Source organism: Nocardioides cavernae (assembly GCF_016907475.1).
Lineage (GTDB): Bacteria > Actinomycetota > Actinomycetes > Propionibacteriales > Nocardioidaceae > Nocardioides > Nocardioides cavernae.
This window is the reverse complement of sequence record NZ_JAFBCA010000001.1, coordinates 4172645-4189071: the sequence shown is the minus strand read 5'-3', so window position 1 is coordinate 4189071 and position 16427 is coordinate 4172645. Positions and strand designations below refer to the sequence as shown.

The window sequence follows — 16427 nt, the reverse complement described above, 5'->3', positions numbered from 1 at the left end:
TTCATCCCTTGTCCCAGGGCCCCACGAACGACACAGACCAGCTTCCCGACCTCGTCATCGTCGGCGCCGGACTGTTCGGTCTCACGATCGCCGAGCGGTGCGCCGAGGAGCTCGGTCTCCGCGTGCTCATCCTCGAGCGTCGCCACCACCTCGGCGGCAACGCCTACTCCGAGCGTGACCCGGAGACCAACGTGGAGGTGCACAAGTACGGCGCGCACCTCTTCCACACCTCCAACGAGCGGGTGTGGGAGTACGCCAACCGGTTCACGTCGTTCACCGACTACCGGCACAAGGTGTTCGGCAAGTACCAGGGGCAGGTCTACTCCCTGCCGCTCAACCTCGCGCTGATCAACCAGTTCTTCGGCAAGAGCCACACCCCCGACGAGGCGCGCGCGCTGATCGCGGAGCAGTCCGCCGAGTTCGACACCGCCTCGGCGACGAACCTCGAGGAGAAGGCGATCAGCCTGATCGGCCGCCCGCTCTACGAGGCGTTCATCAAGGGCTACACCGGCAAGCAGTGGCAGACCGACCCCACCGAGCTGAGCGCGGACATCATCACCCGGCTCCCGGTGCGCTACACCTTCCAGAACGGCTGGTTCAGCGACACCTACGAGGGCCTGCCCGTCGACGGCTACACGGCGTGGCTGACCCGGATGGCCGACCACCCCAACATCGAGGTCCGCCTCGAGACCGACTTCTTCGAGGTGGCCGACGACTACAAGGGCAAGGTGCCGATCATCTACACCGGCCCGGTGGACGAGTACTTCGGCAACTCCGAGGGCCGGCTGTCGTGGCGCACCGTCGACCTCGAGGAGAGCGTCGTCGACACCGACGACTTCCAGGGCACCGGCGTCGTCAACTACAACGACCAGGACGTCCCCTACACGCGCATCATCGAGTTCAAGCACTTCCACCCCGAGCGGGAGAAGACCCACCTGCCCGGCAAGAGCGTGATCGTCCACGAGTACAGCCGCTTCGCCGAGGAGGGCGACGAGCCCTACTACCCGGTGAACACCGCCGACGACCGCGCCAAGCTGATCAAGTACCGCGAGCTGGCCAAGGCCGAGCCGATGGTCCTGTTCGGCGGCCGCCTGGGCACCTACAAGTACCTCGACATGCACATGGCCATCGGGGCCGCCCTGTCGATGTACGACAACAAGCTCAAGCCGCACTTCACCGAGGGCGCCGAGCTCACGAGCGGAGGCATCGACGCATGAGCACCACGTCAACCGTCACCAGGCTGCTGCAGCGGCAGATCATGCCGATCGACCGCGACCCCGACGTCTTCCCCCTCTACGTCGACCTCGAGGACGCCAAGCTCGACACCGACCGCCACGCGGTCGGCGGCGACAAGGCCGCCAAGGACCTCAACAACGCCGCGATCCGCCAGTCGACCTCGACCGGCAAGAAGCTGCACCCCGACCAGATCCGCTCGCGCACCGCGCTGGAGCTCCGGCCGTCGCAGCCGCTGTCGTTCGGCACCTACTTCAACGCCTTCCCGGCCTCCTACTGGCGCCGTCACACCGTCGTCACCGACGTCGACCTGACCGTCGACGTCGTCGGCGCAGGCACCGTCGTGACCGTCTACAAGTCGATGGCGCGCGGCCACGCCCAGCGCGTGGACTCCACCGCCGTCGAGGGGGAGGGGCAGGACGCTCGCGGGTCGTTCTCCTTCTCGCTGCCGCTCAAGCCGTTCGTCGACGGCGGGTGGTACTGGTACGACGTCGTCGCCGGCGACCACGGCGCCACCGTCGAGGGGGCCGAGTGGACCGCGCAGGTCCCGGCCGACCGCGCCGAGCACGGCACGGTCGACGTGTGCATCACCACGATGCTGCCCGACATGAGCGCCCGGCTGCTGGGCCAGCTCGGCGACGCGGAGGAGCTGCGGCCCTACCTCGACACCGTGATGGTGATGGACCAGGGCAAGGACAAGGTCACCGACAGCGCCTACTTCCCGGCCGCCGAGGCGGGCCTGGGCGACAAGCTGCGCGTGATCGTGCAGGGCAACCTGGGCGGCTCCGGTGGCTACGCCCGCGGCCAGCTCGAGAGCGTCCGCAAGGGCACCGCGACCTACGCGATGATGATGGACGACGACGTCGTCTGCGAGCCCGAGGGCATCATCCGCGCGGTCACCTTCGGCGACCTGGCCAAGCGCCCGACGATCGTCGGCGGCCACATGTTCAACCTCTACAGCCGCTCCGAGCTCCACTCGTTCGGCGAGATCGTGCAGCCGTGGCGCTTCTGGTGGCAGACCCGCCTCGACGGCTACAGCCAGTGGGACTTCGGCGCCCGCAACCTGCGCTCCTCGCGCTGGCTGCACAAGCGCGCCGACGTCGACTTCAACGGCTGGTTCATGTGCCTGATCCCGCGGGTCGTGCTGGAGGAGGTCGGCCTCTCGCTGCCGGTCTTCATCAAGTGGGACGACTCCGAGTTCGGCCTGCGCGCCAAGCAGGCCGGCTACCCGACGGTGTCCTTCCCGGGTGCCGCGGTCTGGCACGTGCCGTGGACCGACAAGAACGACGGCGTGGACTGGCAGTCCTACTTCCACCACCGCAACCGGATCATCGCCGCGCTGCTGCACTCGCCCTACGAGCGCGGCGGCCGCATGGTGCGCGAGAGCCTCAACCACCAGGTCAAGCACCTCGCGTCGCTGCAGTACTCCACCGCGGAGCTGCGCCACCTCGCGATGGAGGACGTGCTGCGGGGCCCGCACGCGCTGCACGGCGAGCTCGCCACGAAGCTGGCGGAGATCAACGCGTTCCGCAAGCAGTTCTCCGACGCCCAGCTGCACGCCGACCGCGACGAGCTGCCGCCGGTGCGCCGCAAGAAGCCGCCCAAGAAGGGCAAGTCCGACATCGAGATCCCCGGCCGCAAGGCCACGCTGATGGCCGCCGGCCTCGCGCCGCTGCGCCAGCTGCGCCCGGTCCGGGAGATGGCCGAGGAGTACCCGGAGACCGAGCTGACGGCGATGGACGCCGGCTGGTTCAACCTCGCGAAGTACGACTCCGTCGTGGTGTCGATGAACGACGGCTCGTCGGTCGCGCTCTACAAGCGCGACCCGGCCCACTACCGCGACCTGCTCAAGCGCACGCTCGAGATCCACAGGCGCTTCCGTCGCGAGTGGCCGGCCCTGGCCCAGCAGTACCGCGACGCCCTCGGCGAGATCACCTCCCCCGAGGCGTGGGAGAAGACCTTCGCGCCCTGGATCGAGCCGGCGGACCGCCCCGCGGAGACCCCCGCCGACGGTCCGGCGAGCAAGACCGAGTGAGCCGCCCGTGAGCACGACAGCATCGGGTCCCGCCCGGCGCACCAGGGCCGAGCTGGAGACCCTGCCGCTGGCCCCGCCCGCGGCCACGGGCCTCGGCGAGGTCGTACGCCGCCGCTACCTGCTCAGCATGCTGGTGCGCAACACCATCAGGTCGCGCTACCAGGGCACCGTGCTGGGCTGGGTGTGGAGCTACCTGCAGCCGGCCATCCGGTTCTGCATGTTCTACTTCCTGTTCCAGGTGATGATCGGCCGCGGCGCCGGGATCGAGAACTTCGCCATCCACCTGTTCGCGGGCATGGTGGTCGTGCACTTCTTCACCGAGACCTTCAACGGCGGCACCCAGTCGCTGGTGCAGAACCGGTCGCTGATCACCAAGCTGCCGGTGCCGCGGGAGATGTTCCCGGTGGCGCGCATGCTCGTGGCGGGCTGGCACACGATCCCGATGCTGGTGATCCTCGTGGTGCCCTGCCTCTTCCTCGGCTGGACACCCGACCCGGTGGGGATGGCAGCCGCGCTGCTGGGCTTCACGCTCACCGCCTCGCTCGGGCTGGCGCTGGGCCTGCTCTTCAGCGTCGGCAACGTCTTCATGCGCGACATCGGCAAGGTCGCCCAGACCCTCACGCAGTTCGTCACCTTCAGCGTGCCGATGATGTACCCGTTCACGCTCGTCTACGAGCGCTTCGGGGAGCCGATCGCGAGCTGGTACCTCCTCAACCCGATGGCGGAGGCGGTGCTGCTCATCCAGCGCGGCTTCTGGACCGGCACCACCAGCGACCCGGAGGCGACGGCAGCGGTGCACCTGCCCGACCACCTGTTCACGCGCGGCCTCGTGATGACGGGCCTCGCGCTCGTGCTGCTGGTGATGTCGCAGCGCATCTTCGCCCGCCTCGAGTCCAAGGTCCCGGAGCGTCTTTGATGAGCACCCCACGAAACCGCGGCCTTCCCCCGCTTCGCTCCTCCAGCCCACGCTTCCGCAGGGACCCCGCATGACCACCATGATCTCGGTGGAGAACGCCACCAAGTCCTTCACGCTGTCCTACCAGCGCTCGCTGAAGCAGACCGTCCTGGCCAAGGCCCGCGGTCGCAAGACCCACGACAGCTTCAACGCCGTCGACGACGTCAGCTTCAAGGTGCACGAGGGCGAGGCGGTCGGCCTGATGGGCCTCAACGGCTCCGGCAAGTCGACGCTGCTCAAGCTCATCAGCGGCGTGATGCGTCCCGACTCCGGATCGGTGCTCACCCGCGGTCGCATCGCGGGACTCATCGCGACCGGCACGGGCTTCGACAACAACCTGAGCGGCCGGGAGAACCTCTACCTCAACGCGGCCATCCTCGGGATGTCGCGGGCCGAGACCGATCGCAAGTTCGACGAGATCGTCGACTTCGCCGACCTCGGCAAGTTCCTGGACACCGAGGTGGCCTACTACAGCTCCGGCATGAAGGCCCGCCTCGGCTTCTCGGTCGCGGTCAACGTCGACGCCGACATCTTCATCGCCGACGAGGCCCTGGCAGTGGGGGACCGGCCGTTCAAGCGCAAGTGCAAGCGGCGCATGGACGAGATCGTGAAGTCCGGGGTGACGATGTTCTACGTCTCGCACGCCCCCGGCTCGGTCCGCAACCTGTGCGACCGCGTCCTGGTGATGGAGAACGGCCGCCTCGGCTTCGACGGCGACGTCGAGGAGGGCATCCACTACCTCCACTACGACGAGGGCGACGAGGAGTCCGGCGAGGACGACGGCCTCGGCGCCGACATCTGAGACGAGCAGCCGGCCACCAGCCTCCGAGCGGTGCGTGAGCCACATTCTTGGCCTGAGGAACGTGGCTCACGCACCGCTCGACGCATTTCGTGGCAGGATCGGCGAGAATTACACCGATGTAACGGCGTGTCGACTGGAAATTACACGTTTGTAGTTACTCAGAAACTCTTCCGTGACTGATGTGACTGGTGTGAAACTCCTGCCTTGTGTGACCTTCCCCCACACAGCAGGAGTCTTGTCATGCGTCCTCTTCAGGCCCGCCTCGTCACCCTCTGCCAGCAGGTGCTGGCACTCGGTGTCGTGCTCGTCGTGCTCACCCCCGCCTCCGGTGTCGTGTCCCTCGACATCGTGGGGGAAGCACCCGGTGCTCCCGCTGCCGCTCAGGCCGCTCCTGCGGCCCTGATGTCGGCGACCGTCCCCACGAAGGCGGTCACGCCGAACGTCACCGAGGTGCCGCTCACCGGCGCCGCCGGCGGCTTCGCCGGTCTCCGCGGGCGCACCGTCGCGGGCGGTGCCACCGAGGCGCGCGTGGTCAGCACCCCGCAGCCGGTGGACGCCTTCGGCGCGGTCGGCGTGACGTGGCAGAGCGGCGAGGTGCTCGAGGAGGACCAGATCACCCTCCGCGTCCGCACCCGCAGCGGCGACGAGTGGAGCGCCTGGGAGGACCTGGAGTACCACGACGAGCACGGCCCCGACGCGGGCAGCGCCGAGGCCGCGAACGCCCGCCCCGGCACCGAGCCCACGTTCGTCGGCGACGTCGACGACGTCCAGGTCGAGGCCCGCACCGACGGCGTCGCCCTGCCGGACGACCTCTCCCTCGCCCTCGTCGACCCGGGGTCGGCCACGAGGACCGAGACCGAGGCGCCGGCCGACACCGCCGACGAGGACCCCAGCGCGTCGTACGACGACGACTACGCACAGCAGGACGGCACCGACGCCGCGACGGAGGGCATCACCCTGCAGGCCGCGCGCAAGCAGACCGTCGCGCAGCCCACGATCTACTCCCGCGCCCAGTGGGGCGCCGACGAGAGCATCCGCAACAAGAGCGCGCTGCGCTACGGCACGATCAGCGGCGGCTTCGTCCACCACACGGTCAACGCGAACAACTACACCGAGGCCCAGGTGCCCGCGATCCTGCGCAGCATCTACGCCTACCACGTGAAGTCGAGGGGCTGGAGCGACATCGGCTACAACTTCCTCGTCGACCGCTTCGGTCGCATCTGGGAGGGCCGCTACGGCGGCATCGACAAGCCCGTCGTCGGCGCCCACACGCTCAACTACAACGACTACTCCTTCGCGATGTCGGCGATCGGCAACTTCGACACCGTCCAGCCGCCCGACGTGATGCTGCGGGCCTACGGCCAGCTCTTCGCGTGGAAGCTGTCGCTGCACGGCGTCAACCCCGCGTCGACGTCGCAGAAGATCGGCCGCGGCACGTTCCAGGCGATCAACGGGCACCGCGACGCCGGTTCGACGGCCTGCCCGGGCAAGTACCTCTACGCCCAGCTGCCGCTGATCCGGACGTACGCCTCCCAGGCGGCGCCGGTGGTCACGCCGCCGCCCCCGCCGACCGAGGTGCCCATCGCGGAGCCCGCTCCGCAGAACAACCTGGACGCCTCGCCCTACCCGGACCTCGTCGTGCGCCGCGCCGCCGACGGCCGCGGCCTGGTGCTGCCGACCGGTGGCCTGACGTCCTTCCAGAAGCGCACGGTCGTGGGCAAGAAGGGCTGGGACAAGCGCGCCGACGTGCTGGTCTCGCCCGACCTCACGGGCGACGGCCTGCCGGACCTGGTGACGGCCGACAAGTCCGGCGTGGTCCGGGTACGGGTCGGCAAGGGCAACGGCAAGTTCGGCAAGACCACCCGCAAGCTCCGGCTGCGCGGCTACTCGCTGATCACCGCCGTCGGTGACATCAACGGTGACGGCCGCAACGACCTCGTGGCCCGCTTCAAGGGGCGCCTGGCCACGTTGCTCGCGACCGAGAAGGGCGGCTTCGCCCGCAAGGTCACCCGCAAGGGCTACGGCAACTACCGGCAGCTCATCGGCGCCGGCGACGTCAACGGCGACGGGCGGGCGGACCTCCTGCTGCGCACGAAGAACCGGCTGTTCCTGCAGACCGGCTACGGCACCGGCCGGTTCGCCGCGCCCAAGCGCGTCGCCGGATCCTGGAGCGGCTACAACCGCGTCATCGCCGGCGACTTCAACGGGGACGGACGCTCCGACCTGGTCGCCCGTTCGTCCAAGGGGAACGTGATGCTGATGCCGGGTCGCGGCGACGGCACGTACGGCGCCGCGCTGGGCCCCGCCACGAACCTGAAGTCGATGCGCTGGATCACCGGCGCCAACATGGTCGACGGCGCCGGTGCGGACCTGATCGGCGTCTCGGGCAAGCAGCTCGTGGTCGTCGCCAACCGCGACACCTTCGAGCTCGGCGCACCGGTCGACACCGGCGTCTCCTTCGCAGGGATGGACACGATCCTCAACTCCGGTGACGTCAACCGCGACGGCTTCGGCGACGTGCTCACCCGCGACGGCTCCGGCCAGCTGTGGCTCTTCGCCGGCAACGGCACCGGCGCGCTCGCCGCCGGCACCGTCCTCGGCCAGGGCTGGGCCCCGGTCCAGGGGCTCAGGGCGGTCGGCGACGTGACCGGCGACGGCCTGCCCGACCTCATCGGGACCCCGGCCGGCGGCGCGTTGATGGTCTGGCCCGGCAACGGCTCCGGCTTCGGTGCGGCGATCGCCGTCAAGGGCGGCGCGGTTCCCTCCCGGGCCGGGCTGCCGTCGGACCTCTCCGGCTTCGACTGGGTGCTCGGGGTCCAGGCCATGACGCTCAAGGGGTCGGCCGACTACATCGTCCGCGACCGGGCGAGCGGGGTGGCGTACGTCTACTCCGGTCGCAAGTCCGGCGTCTCCCACCCGCGTGTGCTGGGCGAGGGACTGGGGGCCTTCGACCTGGCCGGGTGACCGGCTCCCAGCGAAGAGCGATCAGGCCCGGGCAGTCGCCCGTTCGGCGTCGTGGACGTCGTCGAGGCGAGCCGGGTCGGGATTGCGGACAAGGACCAGCGAGCCGCCTCGTCCGAGGGGCTCGGTGAAGGTGGCCATTCCTGGTGGGGAAGCCGGGTCGGCCACCGAGAGAAGACGGCCGCCGTCGGTGAGACCACTCCCGACGGCGGCCGTCCTGTCGTGCGTCCAGAGCCGGGCCTGGGTGAGGTCGTCGGTGGCGAGGTCGTCACCGGTCGGCGGGTCCCACGCGGTGAAGCCGTCGGGCTGCGACCAGATCTCCACGCCCACGTCGAGCACGCCGGCCGGGAGCGCCTCGGCGAACCGCACACCCAGCGGGCGGAGGCTGCACGCGAGCACCGGGATCGAGCCGGCGCGGGGCGCCCACGCGTCGAGCCCGTCGGGTCCGCACACGACGGCGTCCGGGTCGCCGGAGGTCGTGACGCGCAGGCCGACCGTCCACGCAGCGCCCAGGAAGACCGTCGAGAGCCAGTGCGGCGGGAGGTCGATGCGCAGCGACATGCCGCGCTCGAGGTCGGCGACCTCGGTCAGCAGGCCGGACGCCTTCGCCACCCAGTTGGCGTACGTCGTCACCGACAGCTCGACCCGCTCGTCGGTCGCGTGGTCGTAGAAGGTCACGAGCGGACGTCCGGGGTCGCGGCGCAGCTGTGCCGCCAGCACCTCGGCGAAGGTGCTGTACGCGCCGGACGTGCCCGGCGTGGTCATCGGGATCGGGACCCTCAGACGGCGTTGGGCTCGGGGGAGTCCATGTAGGGGTAGTCCTCCATGAACGTCTCCAGGGCGGAGCCGCTGACCTCGGAGCAGTACTGCCAGACGCCGACCTGCTTGGACGCGTCGGTCTCACCGACGCCGCCGAGCGACCAGTGCGTCAGGGCGACGTGCTGGCCCTTGGGGAAGTCCTTGCCGTCTTCAGAGGTCCACGGCACGGCCTTGAACTTGTCGCGCAGGTTGTCGGTGCCCTGCAGCTTGGAGGCGATCCCGCGCAGGACGTCCATCTGGTCGGAGTCGTCGGCGATGGTCTCGTCGTACCAGAGGATCGTGAAGCCGTGCTCGAGGTTGTGCACGAGCTCGCCGAGCTCCGGGCGGTCCGAGGCGGTGTAGAGCTTGCGCTCCATGCTGTCCCACATGTTCCAGTGCTGGCCGAAGGCCGGCGGGGCGTCGGGGTAGGTCATCGGCGTGCCGACGTCGACGTGGTCCTGGCTGCCCTCGGCCGACTTGGTGGTGACGTCCTGGCAGACCGAGGCCTTCGCGCCGATCTCGCCGAGCGAGTCCGAGGCGTAGGCCCGCAGGTCCCACCAGTCCTTGATCGGCTTGAACGCCGCGGCGCCCACGATCAGCGCGGCGACGAGGACGCACACGCCCACGATCGCCAGCCCGCGCCGGTTTTCGCGCTTGGACTGCTGGGAGCGGATGGAGTCGATGACCGCCTGACGGTCGGTCTTTGCCTGCTTGGCCACGGTGCTCGGTGTCTCTCGGTCGACTGCTGGAGGGTGCTGCTGGGCGCGACGGATGCGTCCGCGGTGGGAGAGTCTACGTAGTCGCAGGTGACACGCCGCACACGACGTCGTCTCCGGCCCGCTCCCAGCCGCGGATCCGCCACCCGTGCGCGAAGCACACGGCGGCCACCGCAGCGTGGTCGGCGTCGCCCGGCAGGTGAAGGACGACGCGGTCCGGGTCGTCGTCGAAGGTCAGCAGGAGCGCGGACGAGAGCGCCTGCCCGGCACCGACCACCCGGCCGACCGCGGAGTGCAGCTCGTGCGCGACGGCGGGCGCCCCGAAGGGGGCGCGGTCCGCGTCGTCGCCGGTCAGGGCGCGTACGACGGCCTCGCGGGCGCCCCAGCCGAAGAGGTCGCCCCCGTCGGGGCGCACCAGCGACCTGGCGCCGGGGCCGTCCTCGCCGGGCGGCAGCACCAGGTCGGCCCGCCCGCGGACGACGGCGACCGGCCGCCCGCCCAGCTTGCCCTGCGCGAGCTCCGCCGCCCCGGCGATCTCGTCGGCCACGGCGGGGAGGGTGACGGCCAGGGCGTTGCCGTGGGGGTCGGTGCGGCCGGCGAAGTCCTCGGCGACGAGCAGTCCGGCCGCCCCGATCGCGATGTCGGTCTGACCCTCGCGCCACGCGCGGCCCGAGGTGTCCGTGACCACGACCCCGACGTTGGCGCCGGTGCGTCGGTGCACCTCGTGGCGCAGCGCTCGCGCCGAGGCGTCGGGGTCGAGGGGGAGGAGCACGACCGACCCGGTGGCCACGTTGGAGGCGTCGACCCCGGCGGCGGCCATGGTGAGGCCGAGACGGTTGCGCACGATGGTCACCGGCCCGCGGCGCGCGACGACGCGGACCGTCTCCTCCTCGACGGCCGCGTCGCGGTCGCCCGCCCGTACCCGTCCCTCGGCCTTGCTCACCACCTTGCTGGTCACGCACAGCACGTCGCCGTCGGCGAGACCGTGGTCGCCCCGGAGGGAGTCGAGCACCAGCGCGGCCAGGTCGTCACCGGCGACGACCTCGGGCACCCCGTCGGGCGCCCACACCTCGAGCCGGGTGCTCACGAGCGCCCGTCGGTGACGAGCGAGACGGCGGCCGCGGCCATCGCCGCGGTGGCGTCGTGGCCGGACATCATGAGGGGGACGGCCGCGGCGCGGATCCCGGACTGCTCCAGACCGGTCAGCTGCCCGGCGTCGCGCTCGTCGACCAGCCAGCCGTCGAGCACGCCGCCCGCGCTGCGTGCGCCGTAGTGGGCGCCGACGGCGCCGGCGCTGACCTCGACGCCGATGCTCGTCAGCATCTGTGCCGCCATGCCGTGCACGTGCGAGGAGCCGACGATGGGGGAGAGGCCGACGACGGGTGCGGGGGTCGAGCGGACGGCGTCGCGGATGCCGGGTACCCCCAGGATGGTGCCGACCGACACCACCGGGTTGGACGGCGGCAGCACGACGAGGTCGGCCTCGCCGATGGCCTCGAGCACGCCGGGCGCGGGCGTCGCGGCGTCCTGGCCGACCGCGATCACCGTCTCGGCGGGCACCGCTGCGCGCAGCCGCACCCAGTACTCCTGGAAGTGGACCACCCTCCGCCCGCTCGCGCTGTCGGGGTCGGCCACGGCGACGTGGGTCTCGACCCGGTCGTCCGACATCGGCAGGAGTCGCACGGTCTCGCCGTGCACGGGCGTGAGCCAGCGGCGGCAGAGCGCCTCGGTGACCTGCGACAGCGTGTAGCCGGCCTCGAGCATCTGGGTGCGGACCAGGTGGGTCGCGATGTCGCGGTCCCCGAGGCCGAACCACGTCGGCTCGACGCCGTACGCCTCGAGCTCCGTGCGGGCGCTCCACGTCTCGTCGCGACGACCCCAGCCGCGCTCGACGTCGATGCCGTCACCGAGGGTGTACATCACGGTGTCGAGATCGGGGCAGACCTTGAGGCCGTGGATCCACCAGTCGTCGGCGGTGTTGGCCACGACCGTCACCTCGGTGTCGGCGGACCCGCCCGGCACGACACCTGTGCGGAGGCCGTGGAGGAGTCCCTGGAGGAAGCGGGCCCCGCCGACCCCGCCCGAGAGGACGGTGATACGGCGGAGCGTGGGCGCGGATGATGGCATAGGAACAGCCTGCCGGAAGAGGAATGGCCATATCAGATCCGGGCTTGACTTGCGGGGTACGACAGGCATGTAATTCCCACAGTGTCGTTATGTTGATCAAGTGTCTCGTTCAGTTCTGAAAACAGGGTCGAAAGGGCGTCAGCCATGAGAGCAGAACTGTTTCTTCTCGAGCCCGAGGGCGAGGAGTTCGGTTGGCAGGACCGCGCGTTGTGCGCGCAGACGGACCCCGAGGCGTTCTTCCCCGAGAAGGGCGGCTCCACCAGGGAGGCCAAGAAGGTCTGCCTGACGTGCGAGGTCCGCGACGACTGCTTGGAGTCCGCGCTGATGAACGACGAGCGCTTCGGCATCTGGGGCGGTCTGTCCGAGCGTGAGCGCCGCAAGCTGAAGAAGAGCGCCGCGGGCTGAGGTCCGGGCCGGCGCGTCCGGCCCGTCGCCAGCACCACTCCGGCGGTTTCATGGAGCGCGGAGCCCCTCGCTAGGGTGCTCCGGTGACCGTCACAGCGCTTCTCGTCAGTCATGACGGGGCGCGATGGCTCCCAGCAGTCCTCACCGGTCTGAGCGGGCAGACCCTCCCGGTGGATCGCGTCGTCGCCGTCGACACCACGAGCCGCGACGACAGCACCACGCTCGTGCGCGACGCGCTCGGCGAGCAGGTCGTGCTCGACGTCGTGCCCGGCTCGACCAGCTATCCCGCCGCGGTGCGCCACGGCCTCGAGCTGGCCCCGGCGACCGGCGACGACGAGTGGATCTGGCTGCTCCACGACGACAGCAACCCCGCCCCGACGGCCCTCGCCGAGCTGCTCGACGCAGCCCGCGAGCACCCCTCGGTCGCGATCCTCGGCCCCAAGCTGCGCGAGTGGCCCTCGCTGCGCCGCCTCCTCGAGGTCGGCCTCACCATCACCGGCACCGGGCACCGCGAGACCGGTCTGGAGCGGGGTGAGTACGACCAGGGCCAGCACGACGCCGTGCGCGAGGTGCTCGCGGTCAACACCGCCGGCATGCTCGTGCGTCGCTCCGTGCTGGAGTCGCTCGGCGGGCTCGACGAGGACCTGCCGATCTTCGGCAACGACATCGACTTCGGCTGGCGCGCCGCGCTGGCCGGGCACCGGACCCTCGTCGTCCCGCAGGCCGTGGTCTTCCACGCCGAGGCCGCGCACCGCGGCATCCGGCGTACGCCGCTCACCGGGCGGCACACGCACTACCAGGAGCGGCGCGCCGCCCTCCTCACCTCGCTGGCCAACGTCTCCTCGCGCGGGTTCGCCTGGCAGTACGTCCGGCTCTTCCTCGGCTCGCTGCTGCGCGTGGTCGGCTTCCTCGTCGTGCGGTCGGTGGGGGAGGCGCTCGACGAGCTCGCGGCTACGTTGTCGGTGCACGGGAGGCCGCGCCAGGTCCTGGCCGCGCGTCGAGACCGGGCCGACCTGCGGCAGGGCGACCCCGCCGACGTACGCCGCCTGCTGGCCCCGGCGTGGCTGCCCTACCGTCACGGCCTCGACTTCGTCACCGACCTCGCCTCGGCCGCCACCAGCCAGGCCGCCGACGTCGCCGAGCGGCGCCGCCTCGCCAAGGCTGCGGACGCGCCCGGCGCCGGGCCGGGCGTGCGCGAGGCGCGACGCGGGTCCGGGACGTCGGCGGACGACGACGAGGACGCCTACCTCACTGACTCCGGCTTCGTCGCCCGCTTCTTCACCAACCCGGTCGCCGTGGTGCTGGCGCTCTTCGGCGTCCTGGCACTGATCGCCGCCCGGGAGGCCTTCGGCTCGATCACCGGCGGCGCGCTGTCCCCGGTGCCGGAGGCCGCGACGGACTGGTGGCGCCTGCACGTCTCGAGCTGGCACCCGCTCGGCACCGGCACCGACGTGCCGGCCCCCGCCTACGTGCTGCCGTTCGCGTTCGCCGCGACACTCCTGCTCGGTCACACCGGAGCCGTCGTGTCCGGCCTGATGCTGCTCGCCGTCCCGGTGGCGGCGTGGGGGGCGTGGCGGCTGCTCAAGGTCGTCGGACGGCTGGTCGACCCGCTGGGCCTGCCGCGCTGGCTGGTGGTGTGGGGTGCCCTGACCTACGCCCTCGTCCCGGTGACCTCCGGTGCCTGGGCGGAGGGACGCTTCGGCACGGTGGCGGTCGCCGCCCTGCTGCCCTGGACCGCGCACGCCGCCCTCGGCTTCGTCGACCCGGACCGCGACCGGCGGTGGCGCGCGGCCTGGCGCACGGCCCTGCTCCTGGCCCTCGGCGCGGCGTTCGTCCCCGGGCTCTGGCTCTTCGCGCTGCTCGCCACCGCCGTCGTCCTCGGCGCCGCGGCGGTGATCGCCCCGCGGCTGCTGCGCGAGCGCGACAGCTGGGGTCCGCCCGTGGTCGCCGTCGCCGCGACGCCCGTGCTCCTCGCGCCCTGGCTGCTGCCGCTGCTCACCACCGGCTCCGCGTCCGGCCTGCTGCTCGAGGCCGGGCGCCTCACCGTCGACCAGGTGACCTTCGGCGGCCTGGTGACCGGCCGGCTCAACGACCTCGGGGCCCCGCTGTGGTTCGGCGTGGTGCTCGGCCTGCTCGCCCTCGCCGCCCTGATCCCGCGTCGTACGCGCGTGCCCGTGCTCATCTGCTGGCTGGTGGCGCTGGCGGCGGCCGTCGTGTCCGGACTGCTCTCGCACGTGACGCTCGACCTGCCGTCGGTGACCACCCGACCCAGCCTGGGCCTGTTCGTGGTCATCCTGCAGGGCACGTCGGTCGTGGCGGTCGTGCTGGGCGCCGACGCCTACCTGCGGCGGCTCGCCGACCACCACCCGTGGTGGCAGCGCGTGGTCGCCACGGCCCTCGCCCTGGCCGCGGCGTTGGTGCCCCTCGGGGGCCTCGTCTGGTGGCTGGGCGCCGACGACGGCGCCGACGTGCTCGCGCGCGACGCCGAGCAGTCGGTCCCGGTCTACATGAAGCAGAGCTCGCTGCTCGGCCAGGAGCACGGCGTGCTCGTCATCGGCGGGTCCGTCGACGAGGGCGTCACCTACCGCATCCGGCGCGACGACGGCACGACGGTGGGGGAGGACGAGATCCTCACCCTGGCCGACGAGGACGCCGGGCTGACCAGCGACGTGCGTGACCTCGTGTCCGCCCCCACGCCAGCCGTCGTGGCGGACCTGGGTGCCCGGGGCGTGGAGTACGTCGTCCTGAGCTCGCCCGCCGACGGCCGGATCTCGTCGCTGCTCGACGCGACCGCCGGGCTCGAGCAGGCCAGCGCCGAGGACCGCACGACCCGCGCCTGGCGCGTCGACCGTCCGCTCGACCCGGCGTCGCTCGAGGGCCCCAGCCCGTGGTGGCGCACCGCGCTGCTCGTCGTGCAGGGGCTGGCGATCGTGGTCGTGCTGGTGCTCGCCCTACCGACCGTCCGGCAGCGCCGCCGTGGGGAGGGCCGCGATGACTGAGCCCAGCACCCCCGCTCCGGGAGGTGGCCGGCGTCGGGCCGCCGAGACCGCGCGCACCCGGCCCTCGCCGGTGACGATCCTCGCCGTACTCATCCCCCTCCTGACCGTGGCCGCCCTCGCCCTCGTGCGACCGGCCGAGCAGGCGTCGTCCTCCCACGCCCCCGCGGAGGCGCCGCTCGACCGCGTCACCGCGGTCTGCCCCGCCCGGCTGCCCGGCGCCGACGAGATCCGGATGGGCACCACCGGGCTGGGCTCGGGCGACCTGACGCTGCGCGTCGGACGCCGGGACGACACCCAGACCCTGTCCGGCGGCGTCGCGTCGCGCACCGAGCGGCAGTACGTCGTCATCAACGGCAGCGGCGAGCTCGCGCCCGGCCTCGTCGCGTCGCGCTCCGGCGGCGGATCGGCGACCGGGTGCGACCAGCCGGCGCCCGAGCGGTGGTTCACCGGCGCCGGCGCGTCCGCCGAGCACACCTCGACGCTCACCCTCATCAACCCCGACCGCGGACCGGCCGTCGCCGACGTCACCGTCTGGGACGGCAGCGGGCTCGTCGACGTGCCCGCGCTCCGCGGGGTGCGCGTGCCGGGCGGCCGCTCGACGTCCTTCGACCTCTCGGAGGTCGCACCCAACCGCGACGCCCTGGCGCTGCGCGTCAGCGTCTCGCGCGGCCGGCTCGCCTCCCACGTGGTCGACGTGGTCGACCCGGTCGGACGCGACCGCCCGGTGCGCGAGTGGCTGCCCGCCCAGGCCGCGCCCGCCTCGACGTCGTACGTCGCCGGCATCGGCACGACCTCCGCCGACCGGGTCCTGACCCTGGCCAACCCCGGCGACAGCGAGGTGCGGGTCGCCCTCGAGCTGGTCAGCGAGGACAGCGAGTTCGCCCCGTCCGGCCTCGAGGAGGTCACCCTCGACCCGGCGTCGGTCGACGAGGTCGACCTCAGCGGCGTGCTGCGCGGCCGCGGCCTCGTGGGCGTCCAGGCGCTCCGACTGGAGGCGACCGGCCCGGTCACCGCCTCCCTCCGCATCCGGACCCCGACCGACCTCGCGCTGACGTCGGCGGGCTCGACGATCGAGGGCGAGGCCGCCGTCGCCCTGCCGGCCGGGGCCAAGCGCATCGTGGTCACGGGCGCCACCGCTCCCGGTCTGGTGACGCTGCAGGCCTGGGACGAGGACGGTGACGCCGTGGTCCGCGAGCGTCGGGTCGAGGTCGACCCGGCGACGGCGGCGCGCATCCGGGTGCCCGACGACGCGGTGCTCGCGCAGGTGCTGGTGGAGCGCACGGGCGCGGTCGTGTCGGTCGAGGTCAGCGACAGCGGACTGTCCGTCCTGCCCCTGTCGCAGCTCGGCACCACCAGCGAGGTCGCGGACGTGCGCCCGGCCCAGCGCTAGTCCGGG

General features: G+C 71.9%; 12 protein-coding genes. 8 read left to right on the top strand and 4 right to left on the bottom strand.

Translation table 11 applies throughout. The features are described 5' to 3' along the window. Window positions 1–8 precede the first annotated feature (8 nt). The 5 genes from glf to JOD65_RS19755 all read left to right on the top strand — a co-directional run bounded on the left by glf (window position 9) and on the right by JOD65_RS19755 (window position 7989). Window positions 9–1217, top strand: a complete 1209-nt coding sequence (gene glf, locus JOD65_RS19775) for a UDP-galactopyranose mutase (RefSeq protein ID WP_191194906.1) — start codon at window positions 9–11, stop codon at window positions 1215–1217. Next, window positions 1214–3268 carry a glycosyltransferase gene (locus JOD65_RS19770; protein ID WP_191194907.1) on the top strand — a complete coding sequence of 685 codons (2055 nt, stop codon included), beginning with the start codon at window positions 1214–1216 and terminating at the stop codon, window positions 3266–3268. The genes glf and JOD65_RS19770 overlap by 4 nt, the downstream gene beginning before the upstream one ends. 7 nt (window positions 3269–3275) lie before the next feature. After that, window positions 3276–4184, top strand: coding sequence for an ABC transporter permease (locus JOD65_RS19765; protein WP_307821285.1), 909 nt, complete (start codon window positions 3276–3278; stop codon window positions 4182–4184). Between the two features lie 70 nt (window positions 4185–4254). Further along, the gene (locus JOD65_RS19760) at window positions 4255–5025 is read left to right on the top strand and encodes an ABC transporter ATP-binding protein (RefSeq protein ID WP_191194908.1); all 771 of its coding nucleotides are present in this window, start codon (window positions 4255–4257) and stop codon (window positions 5023–5025) included. 240 nt (window positions 5026–5265) lie between these two features. Beyond that, window positions 5266–7989, top strand: a complete 2724-nt coding sequence (locus JOD65_RS19755; protein ID WP_191194909.1) for an FG-GAP-like repeat-containing protein — start codon at window positions 5266–5268, stop codon at window positions 7987–7989. Window positions 7990–8010: 21 nt separating this feature from the next. On the opposite strand, the gene JOD65_RS19750 is transcribed toward JOD65_RS19755, so the two are convergent. From JOD65_RS19750 to cofD, 4 genes are all read right to left on the bottom strand, one after another. Beyond that, window positions 8011–8751, bottom strand: coding sequence for a TIGR03089 family protein (locus tag JOD65_RS19750; RefSeq protein WP_191194910.1), 741 nt, complete (start codon window positions 8749–8751; stop codon window positions 8011–8013). Window positions 8752–8765: 14 nt separating this feature from the next. Next, the gene (locus JOD65_RS23485) at window positions 8766–9503 is read right to left on the bottom strand and encodes a DUF3105 domain-containing protein (RefSeq protein WP_191194911.1); all 738 of its coding nucleotides are present in this window, start codon (window positions 9501–9503) and stop codon (window positions 8766–8768) included. A gap of 73 nt (window positions 9504–9576) precedes the next feature. Next, window positions 9577–10587 (bottom strand): coenzyme F420-0:L-glutamate ligase, encoded by a 1011-nt coding sequence (gene cofE / locus JOD65_RS19740; RefSeq protein ID WP_191194912.1) that lies wholly within the window; start codon window positions 10585–10587, stop codon window positions 9577–9579. After that, window positions 10584–11627, bottom strand: a complete 1044-nt coding sequence (gene cofD, locus JOD65_RS19735) for a 2-phospho-L-lactate transferase (RefSeq protein WP_191194913.1) — start codon at window positions 11625–11627, stop codon at window positions 10584–10586. The genes cofE and cofD overlap by 4 nt, the downstream gene beginning before the upstream one ends. A 144-nt stretch (window positions 11628–11771) precedes the next feature. On the opposite strand from cofD, the gene JOD65_RS19730 reads away from it, so the two are divergent. From JOD65_RS19730 to JOD65_RS19720, 3 genes are all read left to right on the top strand, one after another. Further along, the gene (locus JOD65_RS19730) at window positions 11772–12032 is read left to right on the top strand and encodes a WhiB family transcriptional regulator (RefSeq protein WP_191194914.1); all 261 of its coding nucleotides are present in this window, start codon (window positions 11772–11774) and stop codon (window positions 12030–12032) included. 83 nt (window positions 12033–12115) lie between these two features. Continuing rightward, a complete protein-coding gene (locus JOD65_RS19725; protein ID WP_191194915.1) occupies window positions 12116–15031 on the top strand; it encodes a glycosyltransferase family 2 protein in 2916 nt (971 codons plus the stop codon). Continuing rightward, complete coding sequence (locus JOD65_RS19720) at window positions 15024–16421, top strand: DUF5719 family protein (RefSeq protein WP_191194916.1); 1398 nt, start codon at window positions 15024–15026, stop codon at window positions 16419–16421. Before JOD65_RS19725 ends, JOD65_RS19720 begins: the two co-directional genes overlap by 8 nt. Window positions 16422–16427 lie beyond the last annotated feature (6 nt).